The sequence below is a fragment of the Actinokineospora globicatena genome, from assembly GCF_024171945.1.
GTDB lineage: Bacteria > Actinomycetota > Actinomycetes > Mycobacteriales > Pseudonocardiaceae > Actinokineospora > Actinokineospora globicatena.
On sequence record NZ_JAMTCR010000005.1, the window covers coordinates 391,581 to 409,474 of the forward strand.

23 protein-coding genes are annotated in these 17,894 nt (G+C 72.1%); 17 read left to right on the forward strand and 6 right to left on the reverse strand.

Annotated elements, in window-relative coordinates:
• Window positions 1–10: 10 nt before the first annotated feature.
• The 4 genes from LV79_RS25460 to LV79_RS34120 form a co-directional block, all read right to left on the reverse strand.
• Window positions 11–697, reverse strand: coding sequence for a phosphoadenylyl-sulfate reductase (locus tag LV79_RS25460; RefSeq protein WP_253840760.1), 687 nt, complete (start codon window positions 695–697; stop codon window positions 11–13).
• Window positions 694–852 (reverse strand): Insertion element protein, encoded by a 159-nt coding sequence (locus LV79_RS25465; RefSeq protein WP_204450948.1) that lies wholly within the window; start codon window positions 850–852, stop codon window positions 694–696. Before LV79_RS25465 ends, LV79_RS25460 begins: the two co-directional genes overlap by 4 nt.
• Entirely contained in the window at window positions 849–2,555 is a 1,707-nt protein-coding gene (locus tag LV79_RS25470) for a nitrite/sulfite reductase (RefSeq protein WP_253840761.1), read from the reverse strand. Before LV79_RS25470 ends, LV79_RS25465 begins: the two co-directional genes overlap by 4 nt.
• Before the next feature lie 115 nt (window positions 2,556–2,670).
• The gene (locus tag LV79_RS34120; RefSeq protein WP_285470488.1) at window positions 2,671–2,805 is read right to left on the reverse strand and encodes a putative leader peptide; all 135 of its coding nucleotides are present in this window, start codon (window positions 2,803–2,805) and stop codon (window positions 2,671–2,673) included.
• 72 nt (window positions 2,806–2,877) lie between these two features.
• Between LV79_RS34120 and hemW the strand changes: the two genes are divergently transcribed.
• Window positions 2,878–4,092 carry a radical SAM family heme chaperone HemW gene (hemW, locus tag LV79_RS25475; protein ID WP_253840762.1) on the forward strand — a complete coding sequence of 405 codons (1,215 nt, stop codon included), beginning with the start codon at window positions 2,878–2,880 and terminating at the stop codon, window positions 4,090–4,092.
• Here hemW and LV79_RS25480 read toward each other — a convergent pair.
• Window positions 4,089–4,694, reverse strand: coding sequence for a TetR/AcrR family transcriptional regulator (locus LV79_RS25480; protein WP_253840763.1), 606 nt, complete (start codon window positions 4,692–4,694; stop codon window positions 4,089–4,091). The genes hemW and LV79_RS25480 overlap by 4 nt on opposite strands.
• A 70-nt stretch (window positions 4,695–4,764) precedes the next feature.
• On the opposite strand from LV79_RS25480, the gene LV79_RS34640 reads away from it, so the two are divergent.
• From LV79_RS34640 to LV79_RS25505, 5 genes are all read left to right on the forward strand, one after another.
• Entirely contained in the window at window positions 4,765–5,970 is a 1,206-nt protein-coding gene (locus tag LV79_RS34640; protein ID WP_253840764.1) for a cytochrome P450, read from the forward strand.
• A 102-nt stretch (window positions 5,971–6,072) separates the two neighbouring features.
• Window positions 6,073–6,354, forward strand: coding sequence for a HEAT repeat domain-containing protein (locus tag LV79_RS25490; RefSeq protein WP_253840765.1), 282 nt, complete (start codon window positions 6,073–6,075; stop codon window positions 6,352–6,354).
• Window positions 6,355–6,425: 71 nt separating this feature from the next.
• A complete protein-coding gene (gene hrcA / locus LV79_RS25495) occupies window positions 6,426–7,448 on the forward strand; it encodes a heat-inducible transcriptional repressor HrcA (protein ID WP_253840766.1) in 1,023 nt (340 codons plus the stop codon).
• A 60-nt stretch (window positions 7,449–7,508) separates the two neighbouring features.
• The gene (gene dnaJ, locus LV79_RS25500) at window positions 7,509–8,663 is read left to right on the forward strand and encodes a molecular chaperone DnaJ (protein ID WP_253840767.1); all 1,155 of its coding nucleotides are present in this window, start codon (window positions 7,509–7,511) and stop codon (window positions 8,661–8,663) included.
• Window positions 8,660–9,394 carry a 16S rRNA (uracil(1498)-N(3))-methyltransferase gene (locus tag LV79_RS25505; protein ID WP_253840768.1) on the forward strand — a complete coding sequence of 245 codons (735 nt, stop codon included), beginning with the start codon at window positions 8,660–8,662 and terminating at the stop codon, window positions 9,392–9,394. Before dnaJ ends, LV79_RS25505 begins: the two co-directional genes overlap by 4 nt.
• Before the next feature lie 347 nt (window positions 9,395–9,741).
• Here LV79_RS25505 and LV79_RS25510 read toward each other — a convergent pair whose 3' ends face one another.
• Window positions 9,742–10,083 (reverse strand): histidine triad nucleotide-binding protein, encoded by a 342-nt coding sequence (locus LV79_RS25510; protein ID WP_253840769.1) that lies wholly within the window; start codon window positions 10,081–10,083, stop codon window positions 9,742–9,744.
• A 116-nt stretch (window positions 10,084–10,199) separates the two neighbouring features.
• Here LV79_RS25510 and LV79_RS25515 point away from each other — a divergent pair, with 116 nt between their 5' ends.
• The 11 genes from LV79_RS25515 (at window position 10,200) to LV79_RS25565 (ending at window position 17,740) form a co-directional block, all read left to right on the forward strand.
• Window positions 10,200–11,276 (forward strand): PhoH family protein, encoded by a 1,077-nt coding sequence (locus LV79_RS25515; RefSeq protein ID WP_253840770.1) that lies wholly within the window; start codon window positions 10,200–10,202, stop codon window positions 11,274–11,276.
• A 22-nt stretch (window positions 11,277–11,298) separates the two neighbouring features.
• Complete coding sequence (gene ybeY / locus LV79_RS25520) at window positions 11,299–11,838, forward strand: rRNA maturation RNase YbeY (protein WP_253840771.1); 540 nt, start codon at window positions 11,299–11,301, stop codon at window positions 11,836–11,838.
• A gap of 6 nt (window positions 11,839–11,844) precedes the next feature.
• Complete coding sequence (locus tag LV79_RS25525) at window positions 11,845–13,185, forward strand: hemolysin family protein (protein ID WP_253840772.1); 1,341 nt, start codon at window positions 11,845–11,847, stop codon at window positions 13,183–13,185.
• Window positions 13,178–13,513 carry a cytidine deaminase-like protein gene (locus LV79_RS25530; protein ID WP_253840773.1) on the forward strand — a complete coding sequence of 112 codons (336 nt, stop codon included), beginning with the start codon at window positions 13,178–13,180 and terminating at the stop codon, window positions 13,511–13,513. Before LV79_RS25525 ends, LV79_RS25530 begins: the two co-directional genes overlap by 8 nt.
• Window positions 13,510–13,851, forward strand: a complete 342-nt coding sequence (locus tag LV79_RS25535; protein WP_253840774.1) for a (2Fe-2S) ferredoxin domain-containing protein — start codon at window positions 13,510–13,512, stop codon at window positions 13,849–13,851. Before LV79_RS25530 ends, LV79_RS25535 begins: the two co-directional genes overlap by 4 nt.
• Before the next feature lie 4 nt (window positions 13,852–13,855).
• Window positions 13,856–14,764 carry a GTPase Era gene (era, locus tag LV79_RS25540; protein ID WP_253840775.1) on the forward strand — a complete coding sequence of 303 codons (909 nt, stop codon included), beginning with the start codon at window positions 13,856–13,858 and terminating at the stop codon, window positions 14,762–14,764.
• Window position 14,765: 1 nt separating this feature from the next.
• The gene (locus LV79_RS25545; protein WP_253840776.1) at window positions 14,766–15,068 is read left to right on the forward strand and encodes a DUF2752 domain-containing protein; all 303 of its coding nucleotides are present in this window, start codon (window positions 14,766–14,768) and stop codon (window positions 15,066–15,068) included.
• 10 nt (window positions 15,069–15,078) lie between these two features.
• Window positions 15,079–15,822, forward strand: coding sequence for a DNA repair protein RecO (gene recO, locus LV79_RS25550; RefSeq protein ID WP_253840777.1), 744 nt, complete (start codon window positions 15,079–15,081; stop codon window positions 15,820–15,822).
• 181 nt (window positions 15,823–16,003) lie between these two features.
• Window positions 16,004–16,207 carry a hypothetical protein gene (locus LV79_RS25555; RefSeq protein ID WP_253840778.1) on the forward strand — a complete coding sequence of 68 codons (204 nt, stop codon included), beginning with the start codon at window positions 16,004–16,006 and terminating at the stop codon, window positions 16,205–16,207.
• A 250-nt stretch (window positions 16,208–16,457) separates the two neighbouring features.
• Window positions 16,458–17,306 (forward strand): isoprenyl transferase, encoded by an 849-nt coding sequence (locus LV79_RS25560; protein ID WP_253841197.1) that lies wholly within the window; start codon window positions 16,458–16,460, stop codon window positions 17,304–17,306.
• Window positions 17,303–17,740 (forward strand): hypothetical protein, encoded by a 438-nt coding sequence (locus LV79_RS25565; RefSeq protein ID WP_253840779.1) that lies wholly within the window; start codon window positions 17,303–17,305, stop codon window positions 17,738–17,740. Before LV79_RS25560 ends, LV79_RS25565 begins: the two co-directional genes overlap by 4 nt.
• Window positions 17,741–17,894: the final 154 nt, after the last annotated feature.

Below are 17,894 nucleotides of genomic sequence, written 5' to 3' on the forward strand. Positions count from 1 at the left end.
CCCGTCGTCCTCAGCCGTGCAGTCCGCACTCGGTCTTGCCCGATCCCGCCCAGCGGCCGCTGCGGGCGTCCTGGCCCGGCAGCGGCTTGGCCGTGCACGGCGCGCAGCCGATCGACGGGTAGCCCTCCTGCACCAACGGGTTCTCCAGGATCGCGTGGTCGGCGATGTAGCGGTTGAACTCGTCGTCGCTCCACGCCGCGATCGGGTTGACCTTCACCAGCCCGTTGCGGTCGTCCCACTGCACGATCGGGGTGTTGGCCCGCGTCGGCGCGTCCACCCGGCGCACCCCGGTCACCCAGGCCGCGTACCCGGACAGCGTCTGCCGCAACGGCACCACCTTGCGCAGGAAGCAGCACCGCGTCGGATCCGTCTGGTTCAGCAACCCGAACTCGGCCTCCTGGTCGGCGACCGACTGCTCGGCCTCGGCGTTGACGATCCGGACCTCCGGGTACACCACCGACACCGCGTCCCGGGTGCCGATGGTCTCCGCGAAGTGGTAGCCGGTCTCCAGGAACAGCACGTCGATGTCGCGCTTGGCCTGGTAGGCCAAGTCGATGAGCACCGCGTCCTGCATGTTCGACGCGACGATGAAGTCGTCGCCGAAGGTCGAGACCGTCCAGGCCAACGCCTCCGCCGCGCTCGCCTCCGCCAGTTCGCGCTCCGCCCGCTCGGCCAACTCCTGGGCTGTGGTGGTCACTTCGCTGCCTCCCCCGACAGATTCAGTCCGACGAACTTGACCGTGAAGACCCGCCTGCAGCCGGTGCACAACCAGGCCGCGTGCGGTTCCTCCTGCGGCCGCAGGTCCTCGTCACCGCAGTACGGGCAGTAGAAGGGCGTCGCCCGCTCGCTCATCGCAGGTCGCCCTCGTCGGCGCGCACGACCCACTGGGCGAACCGCTCGCCAGGCTCGCGCCCGGCGACGAAGCGGCGCACCACGCGCTCGACGTAGTCGGGCAGCTCCGCGCCGGTCACCTTGTGCCCGCGCAGCTTGCGGCCGAACCCGGCGTCCAGGCCCAGCCCGCCGCCCAGGTGCACCTGGAAGCCCTCGACCTGCGCGCCCGCGTCGTCGGTGACGATCTGGCCCTTGAGCCCGATGTCGGCGGTCTGGATCCGGGCGCACGAGTTCGGGCAGCCGTTGATGTGCACCGAGATCGGCGCGGTGATGCCGTCGGTGATGTCGGTCAGCCTGGTCTCCAGCGCCGCCACCAGCTCGTGCGCGCGGCCCTTGGTCTCGACGATGGCCAGCTTGCAGAACTCGATGCCGGTGCACGCCATCACCCCGCGCCGCCACGGCGACGGGGTGCTCTGCAGGCCCAACTTGGCCAGGTCCGCCTGCAGCGCGGGAACCTCGGCCTCGGGCACGTCGAGCACCACCAGCTTCTGCAGCGGGGTGAACCGCACCCGGTTCGACCCGGCCCGCTCGGCGGCCTTGGCGACCTCCACCAGCACCGAACCGGACACCCGGCCCGCGATCGGGGCGGCGCCGACGTAGAACAGGCCGTCCTTCTGCCGGTGCACGCCGATGTGGTCGATCGGCACCTCCGGGACCTCCGGCGCCGGGCCGTCGATCAGCTTGCGGTGCAGGTACTCGTCCTCGACGACCTGGCGGAACTTGGCCGCGCCCCAGTCCTTGACCAGGAACTTGATCCTGGCCCGGTGCCGCAGGCGGCGGTAGCCGTAGTCGCGGAACACGCTGATCACCGCGCCGTAGACGTCGGCGACCTCGTCGAGCGGCACCCACGCGCCCAGCCGCTGGCCGATCATCGGGTTGGTGGACAGGCCGCCGCCGACCCACACGTCGAACCCGGGGCCGTGCTCGGGGTGCACCACGCCGACGAAGGCGATGTCGTGGATCTCGTGGGCGATGTCGGGCAGCCCGGACACCGCGGACTTGAACTTGCGCGGCAGGTTCGAGTACGCCGGGTCGCCGATGAACCGGCGCTTGATGTCCTCGATGGCCGGGGTGCCGTCGAGGACCTCGTTCTCGGCGATGCCCGCCACCGGCGAGCCAAGGATGACCCGGGGGCTGTCGCCGCAGGCCTCCATCGTGGTCATGCCCGCGCCCTCGAGCTTCTGCCAGATGGTGGGCATGTCCTCGACCCGGATCCAGTGGTACTGGATGTTCTGCCGGTCGGTGATGTCGGCGGTGTCGCGCGCGTAGGTCTGCGACACCTCGCCGAGCACCGCGAGCTGCTCGGTGGTCACCGCACCGCCGTCGGTGCGCACCCGCAGCATGAAGTACGAGTCGTCGAGCTCCTCGGGCTCCAGCGTCGCGGTGCGCCCGCCGTCGATCCCGGGCTTGCGCTGGGTGTAGAGCCCGTACCAGCGGAACCGGCCACGCAGGTCACCGGGATCGATGCTGTCGAACCCGCCCTTGGCGTAGATGTTCTCGATCCTGGCGCGGACGTTGAGCGGGTTGTCGTCCTTCTTGGACCGCTCGTTCGGATTCAGCGGCTCGCGGTAGCCGAGCGCCCACTGGCCCTCGCCCCGCGGCGGCTTGCGGGCAGCCGCGGGCTTGGTGGGGGAAACCGGGGTGGGGGGTGTGGTGGGGGACACCGGTGGTTCCTCCGGGATCGGGGCGCTCGTGCGCGCCACGACGACCCCAGGCGGCGGTGCGGGGGATCACTCAGCGGCGCACCCGACGCCTGCTGAATGCGAATAGGCGTGGACGTCAGGGGTGCTGACGGCACATCGCGCTGGACACGCGCTGGAAGTCGACGTGGCGGCGGGCCACCAGGAAGACCTCAGTCGCGGACATGGGATCAGCGTGCCACGCGTCCACGGTGTGGTCCACCACCATCCGCATGCTGGGACGCAGGTCACGGGGCTTGCGCCGGTGCGGTCCCGGTGCCCGCGCGGACCTGGGAGGATGGTCGCCATGGCCGCAGCACCCCCCCAGGGCGACCCCGCGCCCGCCGACGGTTCCCTGCCCGAGTCCGCGCTCCTCGGCCTCGGTGACCGGCCGTTCGGCGTGTACGTGCACGTCCCGTTCTGCGCGACCCGGTGCGGCTACTGCGATTTCAACACCTACACCGCCGGTGAGCTGGGCACATCGGCCTCGCCCGCTTCGTGGTTGGCGGGTCTGCGACAGGAACTGGACCTGGCCGCCCGGGTGCTCGGCGCACCCCCGGTCGCTGACACGGTGTTCGTGGGCGGTGGCACCCCGTCACTGCTCGGCGCCGACGGGCTGTCCCAGGTGCTGGACGCGGTGCGGTCGGTGTTCGGCCTGGCGCCCGGCGCGGAGGTCACCACCGAGTCCAACCCGGAGTCGACCTCGCCGGAGTTCTTCGCGGGCATCGCCGAGGCGGGGTACACCCGGGTGTCGCTTGGGATGCAGTCCGCGGCCCAGCACGTGCTGGCCATCCTCGACCGGACGCACACCCCCGGCCGGGCGGTCGCCGCGGCGCGCGAGGCCACGGCGGCGGGCATCGAGCACGTCAACCTGGACCTGATCTACGGGACGCCGGGGGAGCGGCCGCAGGACCTCGCGGCGTCCCTGGACGCGGTGCTGGCGGCGGGCGTCGACCACGTCTCGGCCTACTCGCTGATCGTCGAGGACGGCACGGCCCTGGCCAGGCGGGTCCGCCGCGGCGAACTCCCGATGCCCGACGACGACGTCCTCGCCGACCGGTACGAGCAGGTCGACCGGGCCATGGGCGCGGCGGGGCTGCACTGGTACGAGGTCTCCAACTGGGCCGCCTCCGACGCCGCCCGGTGCAGGCACAACCTCGGCTACTGGCTCGGCGGCGACTGGTGGGGCGCGGGCCCCGGCGCGCACAGCCACGTCGGCGGCGTCCGCTGGTGGAACGTCAAGCACCCGGCCCGCTACACCTCGTTGCTCGCCGAGGGCTCCTCGCCCGCCGCCGCACGTGAGCGCCTCACCGAAGACGACCAGCGGCTCGAACGCGTCCTGCTCGAACTGCGGTTGGCTGAGGGCCTGGCCGTCGACGCCCTCACGCCCGCCGGCCAGGTGGAGGCCCAGTACGCCGCGGGCGACGGGCTTCTGGACCCGGCTGCCCTGACGGCGGGCCGCTGCGTCCTCACCGATCGCGGGAGGCTGCTGGCCGACGCCGTCGTGCGGCGGTTGACCTAGTCCGGGCGCAGGCCGCCGATCATCCGGCCGAGCACCGCGCTGTACTCCGCGCGCAGGCCGGGGCGGTCGGCGAGGTCGGCCTCGGCCAGGCCGTGGCCCGCCGCGCCGATGGCGCAGAAGGTCACCTCGGTCAGCGTGGCCAGCGGTAGCGGCGCCAGCAGGCCCTTGGCCTGGAGGTCGCGCAGGATCGCCTCGATGGTCCCGTGCGCGTACTTCTGCTCGGTCGTGTGCCAGCCGCCCCAGCCCATCGCGATGGGACCCTCGCGCCAGACGACCCGGCTGTAGACCGGGTCGCAGCACTGGTCCAGGAACGCCTCCAGCGCCGCCACGGCACCCGACCACGGGTCGGGCGCGCCCCGGTAGGCCGCGGTGATCCGCTCGGTCGCCTGGACCTCCAGCTCGTCGAGCACCGCCTCGAACAGCGCCTTCTTGCTGCTGAAGTGGTGGTAGACCGCGCCGCGGGTGGCCCGGATGTCGCCCGCCACGTCCTCGAGGCCGGTCGCGGCGTACCCGGCGGTGGCGAACCGGGCGGTCGCCGCCTCGACCAGCGCCGCCCTGGTTGCCTCGGAGTACTGCTCCCGACGGCTCTTGACCACGGTCATACGCTGGGACCCTACTGACATACGCGGTGTATGTGACCGACGCCGTGAATGCCAACTCCGAGGGGGAGCCGTGACCGAGACCTACTACAACCCGTTCGCGCCGGGGTTCACCGACGACCCGTACCCGCACTACGCCGAGCTCCGCGACGCCGCGCCGATCCAGGACCACCCGCTCGGCTTCTGGGTGGTGTCCCGGCACGCGGACGTGACCGCGGTGCTGCGCGCGGGCCTGTCCGTGGAGACCCGCCACCTGGGGCCGAACCCGGTCCTGATGCGCATCCGCGAGGCGGCGGGCAACCGCTCCTGGCGCGGCGACGGGCTGTCCATGCTCGACCGCGACGCCCCCGACCACACCCGGCTGCGCGGGCTGGTCGCCAAGGTCTTCACCCCGCGCGCGATCGCGGCGCTGGAACCCGAGATCGTCGCGCTCGTCGACACCGCGCTGGACGGGCTCGCGAACGCGGGCGGCGGGGACCTGGTCGAGGTGCTGGCGTTCCCGCTGCCGTTCGCCGTGATCAACAACATGCTCGGGATGCCGCCCACCGACGCGGGCCGGGTCCGCGAGCTCACCGGCACCGTCGTGCGCTCGCTGGAACCGGTGGCCGACCCGCAGGTCGCCGCCGAGGTGATGGCCGCCGACATCGAACTGGGCGAGCTGGTCGCCGACGTCATCGCCTGGAAGCGCGCGCACCCGGCCGACGACCTGCTCACCGCGCTCATCCGGGCCGAGAACGAGGGCGAGGTGCTCAGCGACGAGGAACTGGTCGCCCAGGTCGTGCTGCTCTACGTCGCGGGCCACGAGACCACCGTCAACCTGATCTCCAACGGCGTGGTCGCCCTGCTGCGCAACCCCGACCAGCTCGCGGCCCTGCGCGCGGACCAGGACCTGGTGCCCAACGCGGTCGAGGAGCTGCTGCGCTACGACAGCCCGGTCCAGTCCAGCAGGCGGGTCACCACCGCGGAGTTCGAGCTGGGCGGCCACACGATCCCGGCGGGCACCTTCGTCATCGCCAACCTCGGGTCGGCAAACACCGACGAGCGGTTCTGGGGACCGGACGCCGCCGAGCTGCGGCTGGACCGGTCCAACGCCCGCGCCCACGTCTCCTTCGGCGCGGGCCCGCACCACTGCCTCGGCGCGGCCCTCGCCCGGTTGGAGGGCCGGGTCGCCATCGGCCGCCTGGTCGACCGGTTCCCCGACCTCGCCCTCGCCGGTCCCGTCCGGTGGAACGGCCGCATCAACCTGCGCGGGGCGGCCGAGGTGCCGATCACCACCTAGGTCGGTTTCGGGACCTTAGGCCTGACTTCGCGGACAGGCGTATCTGGTACGGATGGACGCCCTCTTGTCGGCAGCGCAACGCCAACAGTGAGGGGTCCTGCGATGGCGATCACCCTGCAGCACGTCCGGCAGCGGTTATCCGAGCCGGAGGTCGACTACTCCGCCGCCGCCGAACTCGGCGACGACGCCCTGCCGCACCTGGCCGAACTCGCCACGCGGTCGGACACCGTGCTCGCCTGCAAGGCCCTCTACCTGGCCAGCCTCATCGGCGGCCCGCGGTCGACGGAGATCATCGCCGACGCCGCCGAGCACGACGACCCGATCATCCGGATCGCCGCCTCGGCGGCGTTGCGCAACCTGCGGCAGGCGGAGCGGACCCGCTAGCCACCACCCGCCGCGCCGCCCTCCGTAAACTCAGGGTGGGGACCCGGGCGCGGACGAGGGAGGTGGGCGGCGTGGTCAGTTCCGACGAGCGGCGGTTCGAGGTGCTGCGGGCGATCGTGGCCGACTACGTCCGCGACCACGAACCCGTGGCGTCCAAGGCGATCGTCGACCGGCACAACCTCGGGGTGTCGAGCGCGACCGTGCGCAACGACATGGCCTCGCTGGAGGAGGACGGCTACATCACGCAGCCGCACACCAGCGCCGGTCGCATCCCCACCGACAAGGGCTACCGGCTCTTCGTCGACCGGCTCAGCGACGTCAAGCCGCTCTCGACCGCCGAGCGCAAGGCCATCCAGAGCTTCCTCGAGGGCGCCATCGACCTCGACGACGTGATGCGCCGCAGCGTCCGGCTGCTCGCCCAGCTGACCCGCCAGGTCGCGGTGATCCAGTACCCGACGCTGACCACGTCCACGGTGCGCCACGTCGAACTGGTCAGCATCACCCCGGCCCGGCTGATGCTGGTGCTGATCACCGACACCGGCCGGGTCGACCAGCGGATGGTCGACCTCGGCGACGTGGTCACCGACGAGGCCGTCGCCCGGCTGCGCGCCATGGTCAACACCACCCTGGCTGGCAAGCGCCTCGCCGACGCCGCGGCCAGCGTCGCCGAACTGCCCGAGAGCGCGCCGGGTGAGCTGCGCGAGGTCGTCACCAAGCTGGCCACCGTGCTGGTCGAGTCGCTGGTCGAACACCCCGAGGAGCGGTTGGTGCTCGGCGGCACCGCCAACCTCACCCGCAACGTCGCCGACTTCCCGCACTCGCTGCGCCAAGTGCTCGAGGCGCTCGAGGAGCAGGTCGTCGTGCTCAAGCTGCTCGCCGCGACCGCCGACCCCGGCACCATCACGGTGCGCATCGGCGAGGAGAACGAGGCCGAGGAGATGCGTTCCACCTCGGTGGTGTCCATCGGCTACGGCACCCGTGCCACCCTGTTGGGCGGCATGGGGGTCGTCGGGCCGACGCGCATGGACTACCCCACCAACATCGCCGCGGTACGCGCGGTGGCGAACTACGTCGGGATGATCCTCGGTCGGTAGAGGATCGGTCGAACAGGCATCGAAGCGCCCCGGCACGCCCGGGGCAGGAGGACTGGACAGGTGGCGAGGGACTACTACGGCACTCTCGGGGTGCGTCAGGACGCGACCTCCGAGGAGATCAAGCGCGCCTACCGGAAGCTGGCGCGCGAGCTGCACCCCGACGTCAACCCGGACGAGGCGGCGCAAACCCGCTTCCGCGAGGTCACCGCGGCCTACGAGGTCCTCTCCGACCCGCAGAAGCGCAAGATCGTCGACATGGGCGGCGACCCGCTCGGCAACGGCGGTGGCGGTGGGGGCGGCGGCCGCGACCCGTTCGGCGGGTTCGGCCTCGGCGACATCATGGACGCCTTCTTCGGCGCGGCCGGTGGCGGCGGCGGTGGGCGCGGACCGCGCAGCCGGGTGCAGCCCGGGTCGGACGCGCTGCTGCGCGTGCAGATGACGCTCGAGGAGTGCGCCAACGGGATCAGCAGGGAGATCGCGGTGGAGACCGCGATCCTGTGCGACCTGTGCCGCGGCTCCGGCTGCTCCGAGGGCAGCACCCCGATCGCGTGCGACACCTGCGGTGGCCGGGGCGAGGTGCAGTCGGTGCAGCGGTCGTTCCTCGGCCAGGTCGTCACCGCCCGCGCCTGCCCCACCTGCCGCGGCCTCGGCGAGGTCATCCCCGACCCGTGCCGCCAGTGCGCGGGCGAGGGCCGGGTCCGGGCGCGGCGCACCATCACCGCGAAGATCCCGCCCGGCGTCGCCGACGGCATGCGCGTCCGGCTCTCCGGCCAGGGCGAGGTCGGCCCCGGCGGCGGCCCGGCCGGTGACCTCTACATCGAGGTCGAGGAACTGCCGCACGCCACCTTCGAACGCGAGGGCGCCGACCTGCACTGCACGCTGCGGGTGCAGATGACGACCGCCGCGCTCGGCGCCGTCGTGCCGCTGGAGGCCATCGACGGCCACATCGAGCTGGACCTGGAACCGGGCACCCAGCCCGGCGCCGAACTGCTGCTGCCCGGGCGCGGCCTGCCCAGGCTGCGCTCCACCGGTCGGGTCGACGGCCGCGGCGACCTGCACGTGCACATCGAGGTCGAGGTCCCGACCCGGCTCGACGCCAGGCAGACCGAACTGCTGCGCGAACTGGCCGCGCTGCGCGGCGAGGAGAAGCACACGCTGGCGTCGGCCACCAACCGCTCCGGAGGCCTGTTCTCCCGCCTGCGCTCCCGCCGATGACCCTGGCGCAGTTCCTGGTCGACGCGCTGCCCGCCGCCGGGCCGTTCACGCTGGACGGCCCGGAGGGCAGGCACGCGGCGGCCGTGCGCAGGCTGCGCGCGGGGGAGCGGCTGCTCGTCGGCGACGGCGCTGGCTCGGTCGCCGAGTGCGTCGTCACCGCGGCGGCCAAGGACAGCCTCGACGTCGTCATCGAACGCCGGTGGACCGAGCCGCCACCGGACCTGCGGGTCGTCCTGGTCCAAGCACTGGTCAAGGGCGACCGCGGGGAACTCGCCGTCGAACTGGCCACCGAGGCGGGCGTCGACGCGGTCGTCCCGTGGCGCGCCTGCCGGTGCGTGGCCAAGTGGGAGGACGGCCCGCGCGGCGAGAAAGCCCTGGCGCGCTGGCGGTCCACGGCGCGCGAGGCAGCCAAGCAGGCCAGACGCCCCTGGGTACCGGACGTGCTCGACCCCGTCGGCCAGTCCGGTCTGCTCGACCTGGTCCGCGCCAGCGCCCTGACCCTGGTGCTGGAGGCCCACCTCGCCACCCGGTTGGCCCAGGTCCGGCTACCCGAATCGGGTGATCTTGTGCTGGTCGTCGGCCCCGAGGGCGGCATCAGCCCGGACGAGCTGACCGCCCTTGAACAGGCCGGGGCCACCGCCGTCCGCCTCGGTCCCGCAGTACTGCGGACTTCCACCGCCGCCGCCGTCGCGCTCGGTGCCCTCGGCGCCCTCACCGCCCGCTGGCGCTAGGTCAGCCCAAGGTTTACCCTTTATCCGCAAAGCGTTTCAGTTATTCCGAAGCGCGTTCACCCGACTACCGCCGGACACCTCCCCCCTCGGTCCGGCGGCGCCGCGCGAGGCGGTGGGGCGACCCCCAGGCTTCACCGCCCGCGCGGCTTCCCTCACCGTGTTCAGAAGCTGCCGCTTCTTTCCCCTTTGCGCCGCCGATATCTCCCGGGGGCCCGAGCCCCCGGAGCCCCCACGGGGCGGGGGGCGCGTAGTGCGAGGGACGAGCGCGTAGCGGGGTGTGGGGCTGGTGGGTCCGCTTCTCGCTCTTCCCCTCTCCCTCTTGTCTTCTCTCCGCTCTTCCTTGTCGGTTAGTGGCCGAAGGTGGAGAGTTGTTCGCCGCCTAGGACGTGTAGGTGGGCGTGGAAGACGGTTCGGCAGGCGTCGTCGCCGGTGTTGAACACGAAGCGGTAGCCGGAATCGTGGATTCCTTCGATCTTGGCCACCTCGGCGCCCGCGTCGATCACGGCCGCCAACAGGTCCGGGGTCGCGGTGAGGTCCTTGGCGTCTTGGTGGTGGGGCTTGGGGACCACCAGGACGTGGACCTCGGCTTGGGGGTTGATGTCGCGGAAGGCGAGGACGTCGTCGTTCTCGTAGACCGTGGTCGCGGGGACCTCACCGGCGATGATCTTGCAGAACAGGCAGCCGCTCATGGGGTCACAGTAGCCAGGCGGAGTGGTTTCTTCGGTGCGGTGGGGGTGGGGGGAGGGCTAGCATCGGGGGGTCGGATGGTGAGGCGCGCGAGCGCAGAAGGTGGGCCAGAGAGCACGTGACGGGTACCGCACCTGGGGGAGACCCCCGTCCTTCGTCCGCTGAGCCGACCCCCGACGCGCAGTCGCGGTTCGCGATCCCGGAGGGGGCCGTGCTGGCCCTGCTCGGTTCCCGGGACGAGAACCTGCGCATGGCCGAGGAACTGCTCGTCGCCGACGTGCACGTGCGCGGCAACGAGGTCACCCTGTCCGGCGCCCCGGCCGACGTGGCCTTCGCCGAGCGGGTGTTCACCGAGCTCACGACCCTGGCCGCGCGCGGTCAGCAGGTCGGCCCGGACGCCGTGCGCCGCACCGTGGCGATGCTCTCGGCCAACTCGGCCGAGTCGCCCGCCGAGGTGCTCAGCCTGGACATCCTGTCCCGGCGCGGCCGCACGATCCGGCCCAAGACGCTCAACCAGAAGCACTACGTCGACGCCATCGACGCCAACACCATCGTCTTCGGCATCGGCCCGGCCGGTACCGGCAAGACGTACCTGGCGATGGCCAAGGCCGTGCAGTCGCTGCAGGCCAAGCACGTCAGCCGGATCATCCTGACCCGGCCCGCGGTCGAGGCGGGCGAGCGGCTCGGCTTCCTGCCCGGCACGCTGTTCGAGAAGATCGACCCGTACCTGCGCCCGCTCTACGACGCGCTGCACGACATGATCGACCCCGAGTCGATCCCGCGGCTGATGCAGGCGGGCACCATCGAGGTCGCCCCGCTGGCCTACATGCGCGGCCGCACCCTCAACGACGCGTTCATCATCCTCGACGAGGCGCAGAACACCACGCCCGAGCAGATGAAGATGTTCCTCACCCGGCTCGGCTTCGGCTCCAAGATCGTGGTCACCGGCGACACCACCCAGATCGACCTGCCCGGCGGGCAGCGCAGCGGCCTCAAGGTCGTCCGGGACATCCTCGACGGTGTCGACGACGTGCACTTCGCCGCGCTCAGCAGCGCCGACGTGGTCCGCCACCGGCTCGTCGGCGACATCGTCGACGCCTACGAGCGCTGGCAGGTCGTGCAGGACGCGGCCGAGAACGACGCGGCCGCGCAGCGGGGACCCGTCCGCGCCGGGGGCAGGCGCGGCGGCCGGTAGGGCGTGCGGGGACAATGGCGCGGTGAGTATCGAGATCGCCAACGAGTCCGGGGTGGCGGTCGACGAGGCGTCCATCGTCTCCGCGGCCCGCTTCGCGCTTGACCGGATGAACGTCAGCAAGCTCGCCGAGCTGTCCGTCCTGCTCGTCGAGCTCGACGTCATGGCCGACCTGCACGAGCGCTGGATGGACCTGCCGGGCCCCACCGACGTGATGGCCTTCCCGATGGACGAGCTGGACTCGGCGCGCCGCCCGGACGCCTCCGAGTCCGGTCCGGCGCTGCTGGGCGACATCGTGCTGTGCCCGGCCTTCGCCAAGGACCAGGCGCGCACCGCGGGGCACAGCCTCATCGACGAGCTGCACCTGCTGACCGTGCACGGCGTGCTGCACCTGCTCGGCTACGACCACGCCGAACCCGCCGAGGAACGCGAGATGTTCACGCTGCAGAAGCGCATCCTCGCCGACTTCCGCACCGCGGCCGCCGACGCCAAGCGCCGCGCGGCCCAGCGCGTCGAGGACGACAAGCTGCTCGGCGCGGTCGGCCTCAACGAGCCGCAGGACTGACCCGGGGTGTCCGCCGATTCGGCCGGTCTGCTGGTCATCGCCGTCCTGCTCATCCTCGCCGCCGGGTGCTTCGCCGCCGCCGACGCGTCGCTGTCGGCGGTGTCCAAGGCCAGGGTCGAGGGGCTGCTGCGCTCGGGCCGGGCGGGGGCGGGGCAACTGCTCGCCGTGGTCGCCGAGCGGCCCCGGCACATCAACCTGCTGCTCCTGCTGCGGCTGGGCTGCGAGCTCGCGGCGACGGTGCTGGTCACCTTCGTCTGCGCCCGCTCGATCAGCCCCGGCTGGCTGTCCGGGCTGGTGGCCGCACTCGGCATGATCGTCGTGTCGTACGTGCTCGTCGGTGTCGGCCCGCGCACCATCGGCCGCCAGCACCCTTACGGCGTCGGCCTCATCGCCGCCGGACCTGTGCGCGTACTCGGCTCGATACTGGGCCCTCTCTCTCGTTTCCTGATCCTCGTCGGTAACGCCATCACCCCCGGTAAGGGCTTCCGCGAGGGGCCCTTCTCGTCCGAGGTGGAGCTGCGCGAGCTGGTCGACATGGCCGAGGAACGCGGGGTCGTCGACGCCGACGAGCGCGAGATGATCCACTCGGTGTTCGAGCTGCGCGGCACCATCGCCCGCGAGGTCATGGTCCCGCGCACCGAGATGGTGTGGATCGAGCAGACCAAGACCGCCCGGCAGGCGCTCGCGCTGTCGCTGCGCACCGGCTACACCCGCATCCCGGTGATCGGCGAGAGCGTCGACGACGTCGCGGGCGTGGTCAACCTCAAGGACCTGGTGCGCGCCGCGCTCGACGCCGGTGACCGGCCGGTCCCGCTGACCGGGGTGATGGGCGCGGCGGTGTTCGTGCCCGACACCAAGCGGCTCGACGACCTGCTGCGCGAGATGCAGGTGTCCAAGAACCACATCGCCATCGCCGTCGACGAGTACGGCGGCACCGCGGGCCTGCTCACCATCGAGGACATCCTGGAGGAGATCGTCGGCGAGATCACCGACGAGTCCGACACCGACGACCGGCCGCCGGTCGAGCACCTCGACGACGGCGCGGTCCGGGTCAGCTCCCGGCTGCCGGTGGAGGACCTCGGCGCGGTGTTCGGGCTGCGGCTGGAGGGCCAGGACGTGGAGACCGTCGGCGGTCTGCTCGCCCAGCGGCTGGGACGTGTGCCACTTCCCGGCGCCGAGGCGGAGATCACCGGGCTACGGTTCCGAGCCGAGGGCGGCAAGGACAACCGGGGCCGGGTGCGGATCACCTCCGTGGTCGTGCGCCCGGTCGAACGGCCGGAGCCCGCGGACGTCGACACCACCCCGGTCGACGAACAGGAGTGGGAGAGGAGCGGTGAGCGTGGCTGAGCTCGACCAGGAGGACGCCAAGATCGTCACCCTCGCGCGGTCCAGCCGGGCCCGCACCGGTGCCGCCGAGGGCGCCGCGGTCCGCGACACCGACGGCCGCACCTACGCCGCCGCCACCGTCGCGCTGCCGTCGTTGCGGCTCACCGCGCTGCAGGCCGCCGTGGCCGCCGCCGTGTCCAGCGGCGCCGAGGGCCTCGAGGCCGCCGCCGTCGTGACCGACGCGGACGCGGTCGACGCCGACTCGCTGGCCGCTGTGCGCGACCTCACCCCGGACGCGCCGGTGCTGCGCGCGGACGCCACCGGCACCGTCGTCGACGTCCTGCGGTGAGCGTCCTCGTCACGGTCTGCCGCGACTGCTGCTGCGGGACGGTCAAGAAGCACCCCACCGTCAACCACGGCGCCCAGGTCACCCGGTTGCGGGCCATCGCGGCCAAGCACGGCGGCAAGGTCCGCGTGTCGGAGTGCCTCGACACCTGCGAGACGTCCAATGTGGTGGTCGTGCAGGCCAAGGGCAGCAAACCCACCTGGCTGGGCTTCGTGCTCGACGACACCGTGCTCGACGACATCGAGGCCTGGTTGGACGCTGGCGGCCCCGGCGTCGTCGACCTGCCCGCCACCCTGGAGCTGAACCGCGTCAGCCCGCCGGGGACCGCAAGGGCACAATGACTTGGTGACAAGCACCGCGCAGGGCCATCGTTCCGGATTCGCCTGCTTCGTCGGCAGGCCCAACGCGGGGAAGTCGACGCTGACCAACGCGCTGGTCGGCAGCAAGGTCGCGATCACCTCGAGCAAGCCGCAGACCACCCGCCACGCCATCCGCGGCATCGTGCACCGCGACGACGCCCAACTCGTCATCGTCGACACCCCCGGCCTGCACCGGCCGCGCACGCTGCTGGGCCAGCGGCTCAACGACATCGTCCGGGAGACCTGGTCGGAGGTCGACGTGGTCGGCTTCTGCGTGCCCGCCGACCAGAAGGTGGGACCGGGGGACCGGTTCATCGCCGCCGAGCTGACCAAGGTCGCCAAGCGCACCCCGGTCATCGGCATCATCACCAAGACCGACCTGGTCTCCCCGGACCAGGTCGGCGAGCAGCTGCTGGCGCTGCAGGAGGTCATGGAGTTCGCCGAGCTGATCCCGGTCTCGGCCGTGGACGGCTTCCAGGTGGCCACCCTGACCGACCTGCTGGTGGCCAGGATGCCCGAGGGCCCGCAGCTCTACCCCGGCGGCGAGCTGACCGACGAGCCGGAGACCACGCTGGTCGCCGAGCTGATCCGGGAGGCCGCGCTGGAGGGCGTGCGCGACGAGCTGCCGCACTCCATCGCGGTCACCATCGAGGAGATGATCCCGCGCGAGGGCCGCGACGACATGATCGACGTGCACGCGCTGCTCTACGTGGAGCGGGCCAGCCAGAAGGGCATCGTGCTCGGCCACCGCGGCGAGCGGCTCAAGCACGTCGGGTCGACCGCGCGCCGCCAGATCGAGGGCCTGCTCGGCACCCGGGTGTACCTGGACCTGCACGTCAAGGTCGCCAAGGACTGGCAGCGCGACCCCAAGCAGCTGCGCAGGCTCGGGTTCTGAGGTGGACTGGCCGGTCTGCCCCGTCAAGGCGCTGACCGGCCTGTGCTGCCCCGGCTGCGGCGGCACCCGGATGGTGCTGAGCCTGCTCGACGGCCGGTTCGGCGACGCGCTGCGCTACAACGCCGTCGCCATCGTGTTCGCCGCCCTGTTCGCCTGGGTGGCCCTCGCGTGGGTGCTGCGGCGGGTCCGCGGCCGGGCGGTGCCGACCTGGCTGGACTGGCCGTGGGCGCGCTGGGCCGCGGTGGGGGTGCTGGTGCTGTGGACCGTGGCGCGCAACCTGCCGGGCACCGGGCTGTACGTGTGAGAATGTGCCGGTGAGCCTGTACCGCGACACCGGTGTGGTGCTGCGCGTGCAGAAGCTCGGCGAGGCCGACCGGATCATCACGCTCATCACCCAGAAGCACGGCAAGGTCCGCGCCGTGGCCAAGGGCGTGCGCAGGACCACCTCCCGCCTCGGCGCCCGCGTCGAGCCGTTCGCCCACGTCGACGTGCAGTTCTACACCGGCCGCACGCTCGACGTGATCACCCAGGTGCAGACCATCGACGCCTTCGGCGCGGGCATCGTCGGCGACTACCAGCGCTACACCGCGGCCTGCGCGGTCCTGGAGACCGCCGACCGGATGTCAGCGGAAGAGGGCGAGCCGGTGCTGCGGCTCTACCTGCTCGTCGCGGGCGCGCTGCGGGCGCTGGCGGACGGGGAACGCGACGCGTCCCTGGTGCTCGACGCGTTCCTGTTGCGCGCCATGGCCTTCGCGGGTTGGTCCCCCGCCATCACCGAGTGCGCCCGCTGCGGCGACCCCGGCCCGCACCGCGCCTTCAGCGTCCACGCGGGAGGCTCGGTGTGCCCCCGCTGCAAGCCCCCCGGCTCCGCCAGCCCCCCGATCGAGGTCCTCCGCCTGCTCGACGCCCTCGCCAACGGCCGCTGGGACAGCGCCGACGCCAGCGGCGAGTCCACCCGCCGAGAGGCCAGCGGCCTGGTGGCGGCGCTCTTGCAGTGGCACCTGGAACGCCAACTCCGCTCCCTACCCCTGGTCGAGCGCCGCCCCTTCCAGCCCTAGATCGCGGTGAGCGTCAACGTCGCGGAGTAGGTCCCCGTCACAGTGGACGTCGGCACGGCCAGCACCAGCTCAGCGGTGAGCCGCGCGGTCCCGTTGCCGCGCACCGCCACGGTCCGTCCCGCTCGTCAGCAGCCGCCCGCCATCCCGGGTCATCACTGGCGACGGCAGCACAACCTCGCGGTTGTCCACACTGATCAACAACTCCCCGGGGTGGACAGTCGTGGTGATGTTCTCCACCGCCCCGCCGACCACCACCGGTGCGACGTCGACCGCGAAGGCGATCGGGAACGACGCGGAGCCGGTGAAGCCCGAACGGTCCGGGGTGAAGGTCGCGGTCAGTGCCGGCGTCCCGACCGGCAACGTCCTTGTGATCAGCCTCGCTTGACCGCTCCTGACCGGGGCCGTGCCCAGCACCGTGGTGCCGTGCGCCTCCGCGAAGTCGCGGAACGACAGGACCTCCGGTGCCGCCCCCACCGGAGGTTTCGCGGGCGAGGTGTCCCGGAGCGCACCCGGAGGTGAGCGGCGGACGAACGTGGATCCTCTGTGGACAATCATGGTCGACGGGGGGCGCCCTGGGCGGCGCCGGTAGCATTTCCGACCGGCTTGGCCAGATCCCGGTGGAGGTGTGCGTGGCGATGTTGCGGCGGCGGCGGACCAGCAGGTCCGATGCGGGGCGACCGGTCGCACCACCCGAGCCGCACCCCTCCGGCGCGCGCCCACCCACCATCCCGCTGGAGTTCGTGCCCAAGCACGTGGCGATCGTGATGGACGGCAACGGGCGGTGGGCCAACCAGCGCGGGCTGACCCGTGTCGAGGGGCACAAGCGCGGCGAGGCCCAGGTCGTCGAGGTCGCCCGCGGCTGCATCGACCTGGGCGTGCAGTGGCTCTCGCTCTATGCGTTCTCCACGGAGAACTGGCGGCGCAGCCCCGAGGAGGTCCGCTTCCTGATGGGCTTCACCCGCGAGGTCATCCGCGGCCGCACCGACGAGCTCGACGACATGGGCGTGCGGGTCCGCTGGGCTGGGCGGCGACCCCGGCTGTGGCAGAGCGTCATCAAGGAGCTCGAGGTCGCCGAGGAGCGCACCAGGGACAACACGGTGCTCAACCTGGCCATGTGCATCAACTACGGCGGCCGCGCCGAGATCGGTGACGCCGCCCGCGAGATCGCCAGGCTCGCCGCCGCCGGGAAGATCAACCCGGACAAGGTCGACGAGCGCACCGTCGCCAAGTACCTCTACCAGCCGCAGATGCCCGACGTGGACCTGTTCATCCGGCCGTCGGGGGAGCAGCGCACGTCGAACTTCATGCTCTGGCAGTCCGCCTACGCCGAGCTGGTCTTCCAGGACCACCTGTGGCCCGACTTCGACCGGGTCCACCTGTGGGAGGCGGTCGAGACCTACGCCCGCCGCGACCGCCGCTTCGGCGCCGCCGCCGACTCCGCCGAGGTCGCCGCCAAGCTCGCCGACGAGAAGGGAACCGCATGAGCACCGAGGTCACCACGCTGATCGACCGCGCCCGCCAGGCGCTGGAGAACTACCACGACGTGGTGGTGGACACCGACGGCGCGCTGACCTTCCGGCACGGCGACGTCCCGTGCGCGGTGCAGGCGATGGAGCTGGCCGAGGGGCTGACCGTGCTCAGCCTGACCTGCGTGGTCGCCTGGGACCTGCCCGACGAGCGCGACCTCGCGGTGTCCGCCGCCGAGCGCGCCGGGCAGGGCCTGTTCGGCACCCTCGGCGTGGTGCACACCGAGCGGGGGATGGACGTGACGCTGCGTTACGCCGCCCCGGCCGAGGGCCTCGCCCTGCCCGCGCTGGGCACGCTGCTCATGCTGGTGGTGTCCACGGCTTCCCAGTTGCGCGGAGAACTGCTGGGAAAAGCGGCTGAACACAGTTCAACCCCGGGTACTGGCGCCTGATCGTTTCCCTGGCATCATTCGGCGGGTGAACCTTCGCCCGCCGCCACCTCCCGTGCGCGCACGGTCACCGCTGGGTGGTGTCGCCCAGCTGGTTGATTCCGGCCCCGGGTGCCCCACCCGCGCCGGTTTGTGTGGGTTGATGGGTCTCCCACCG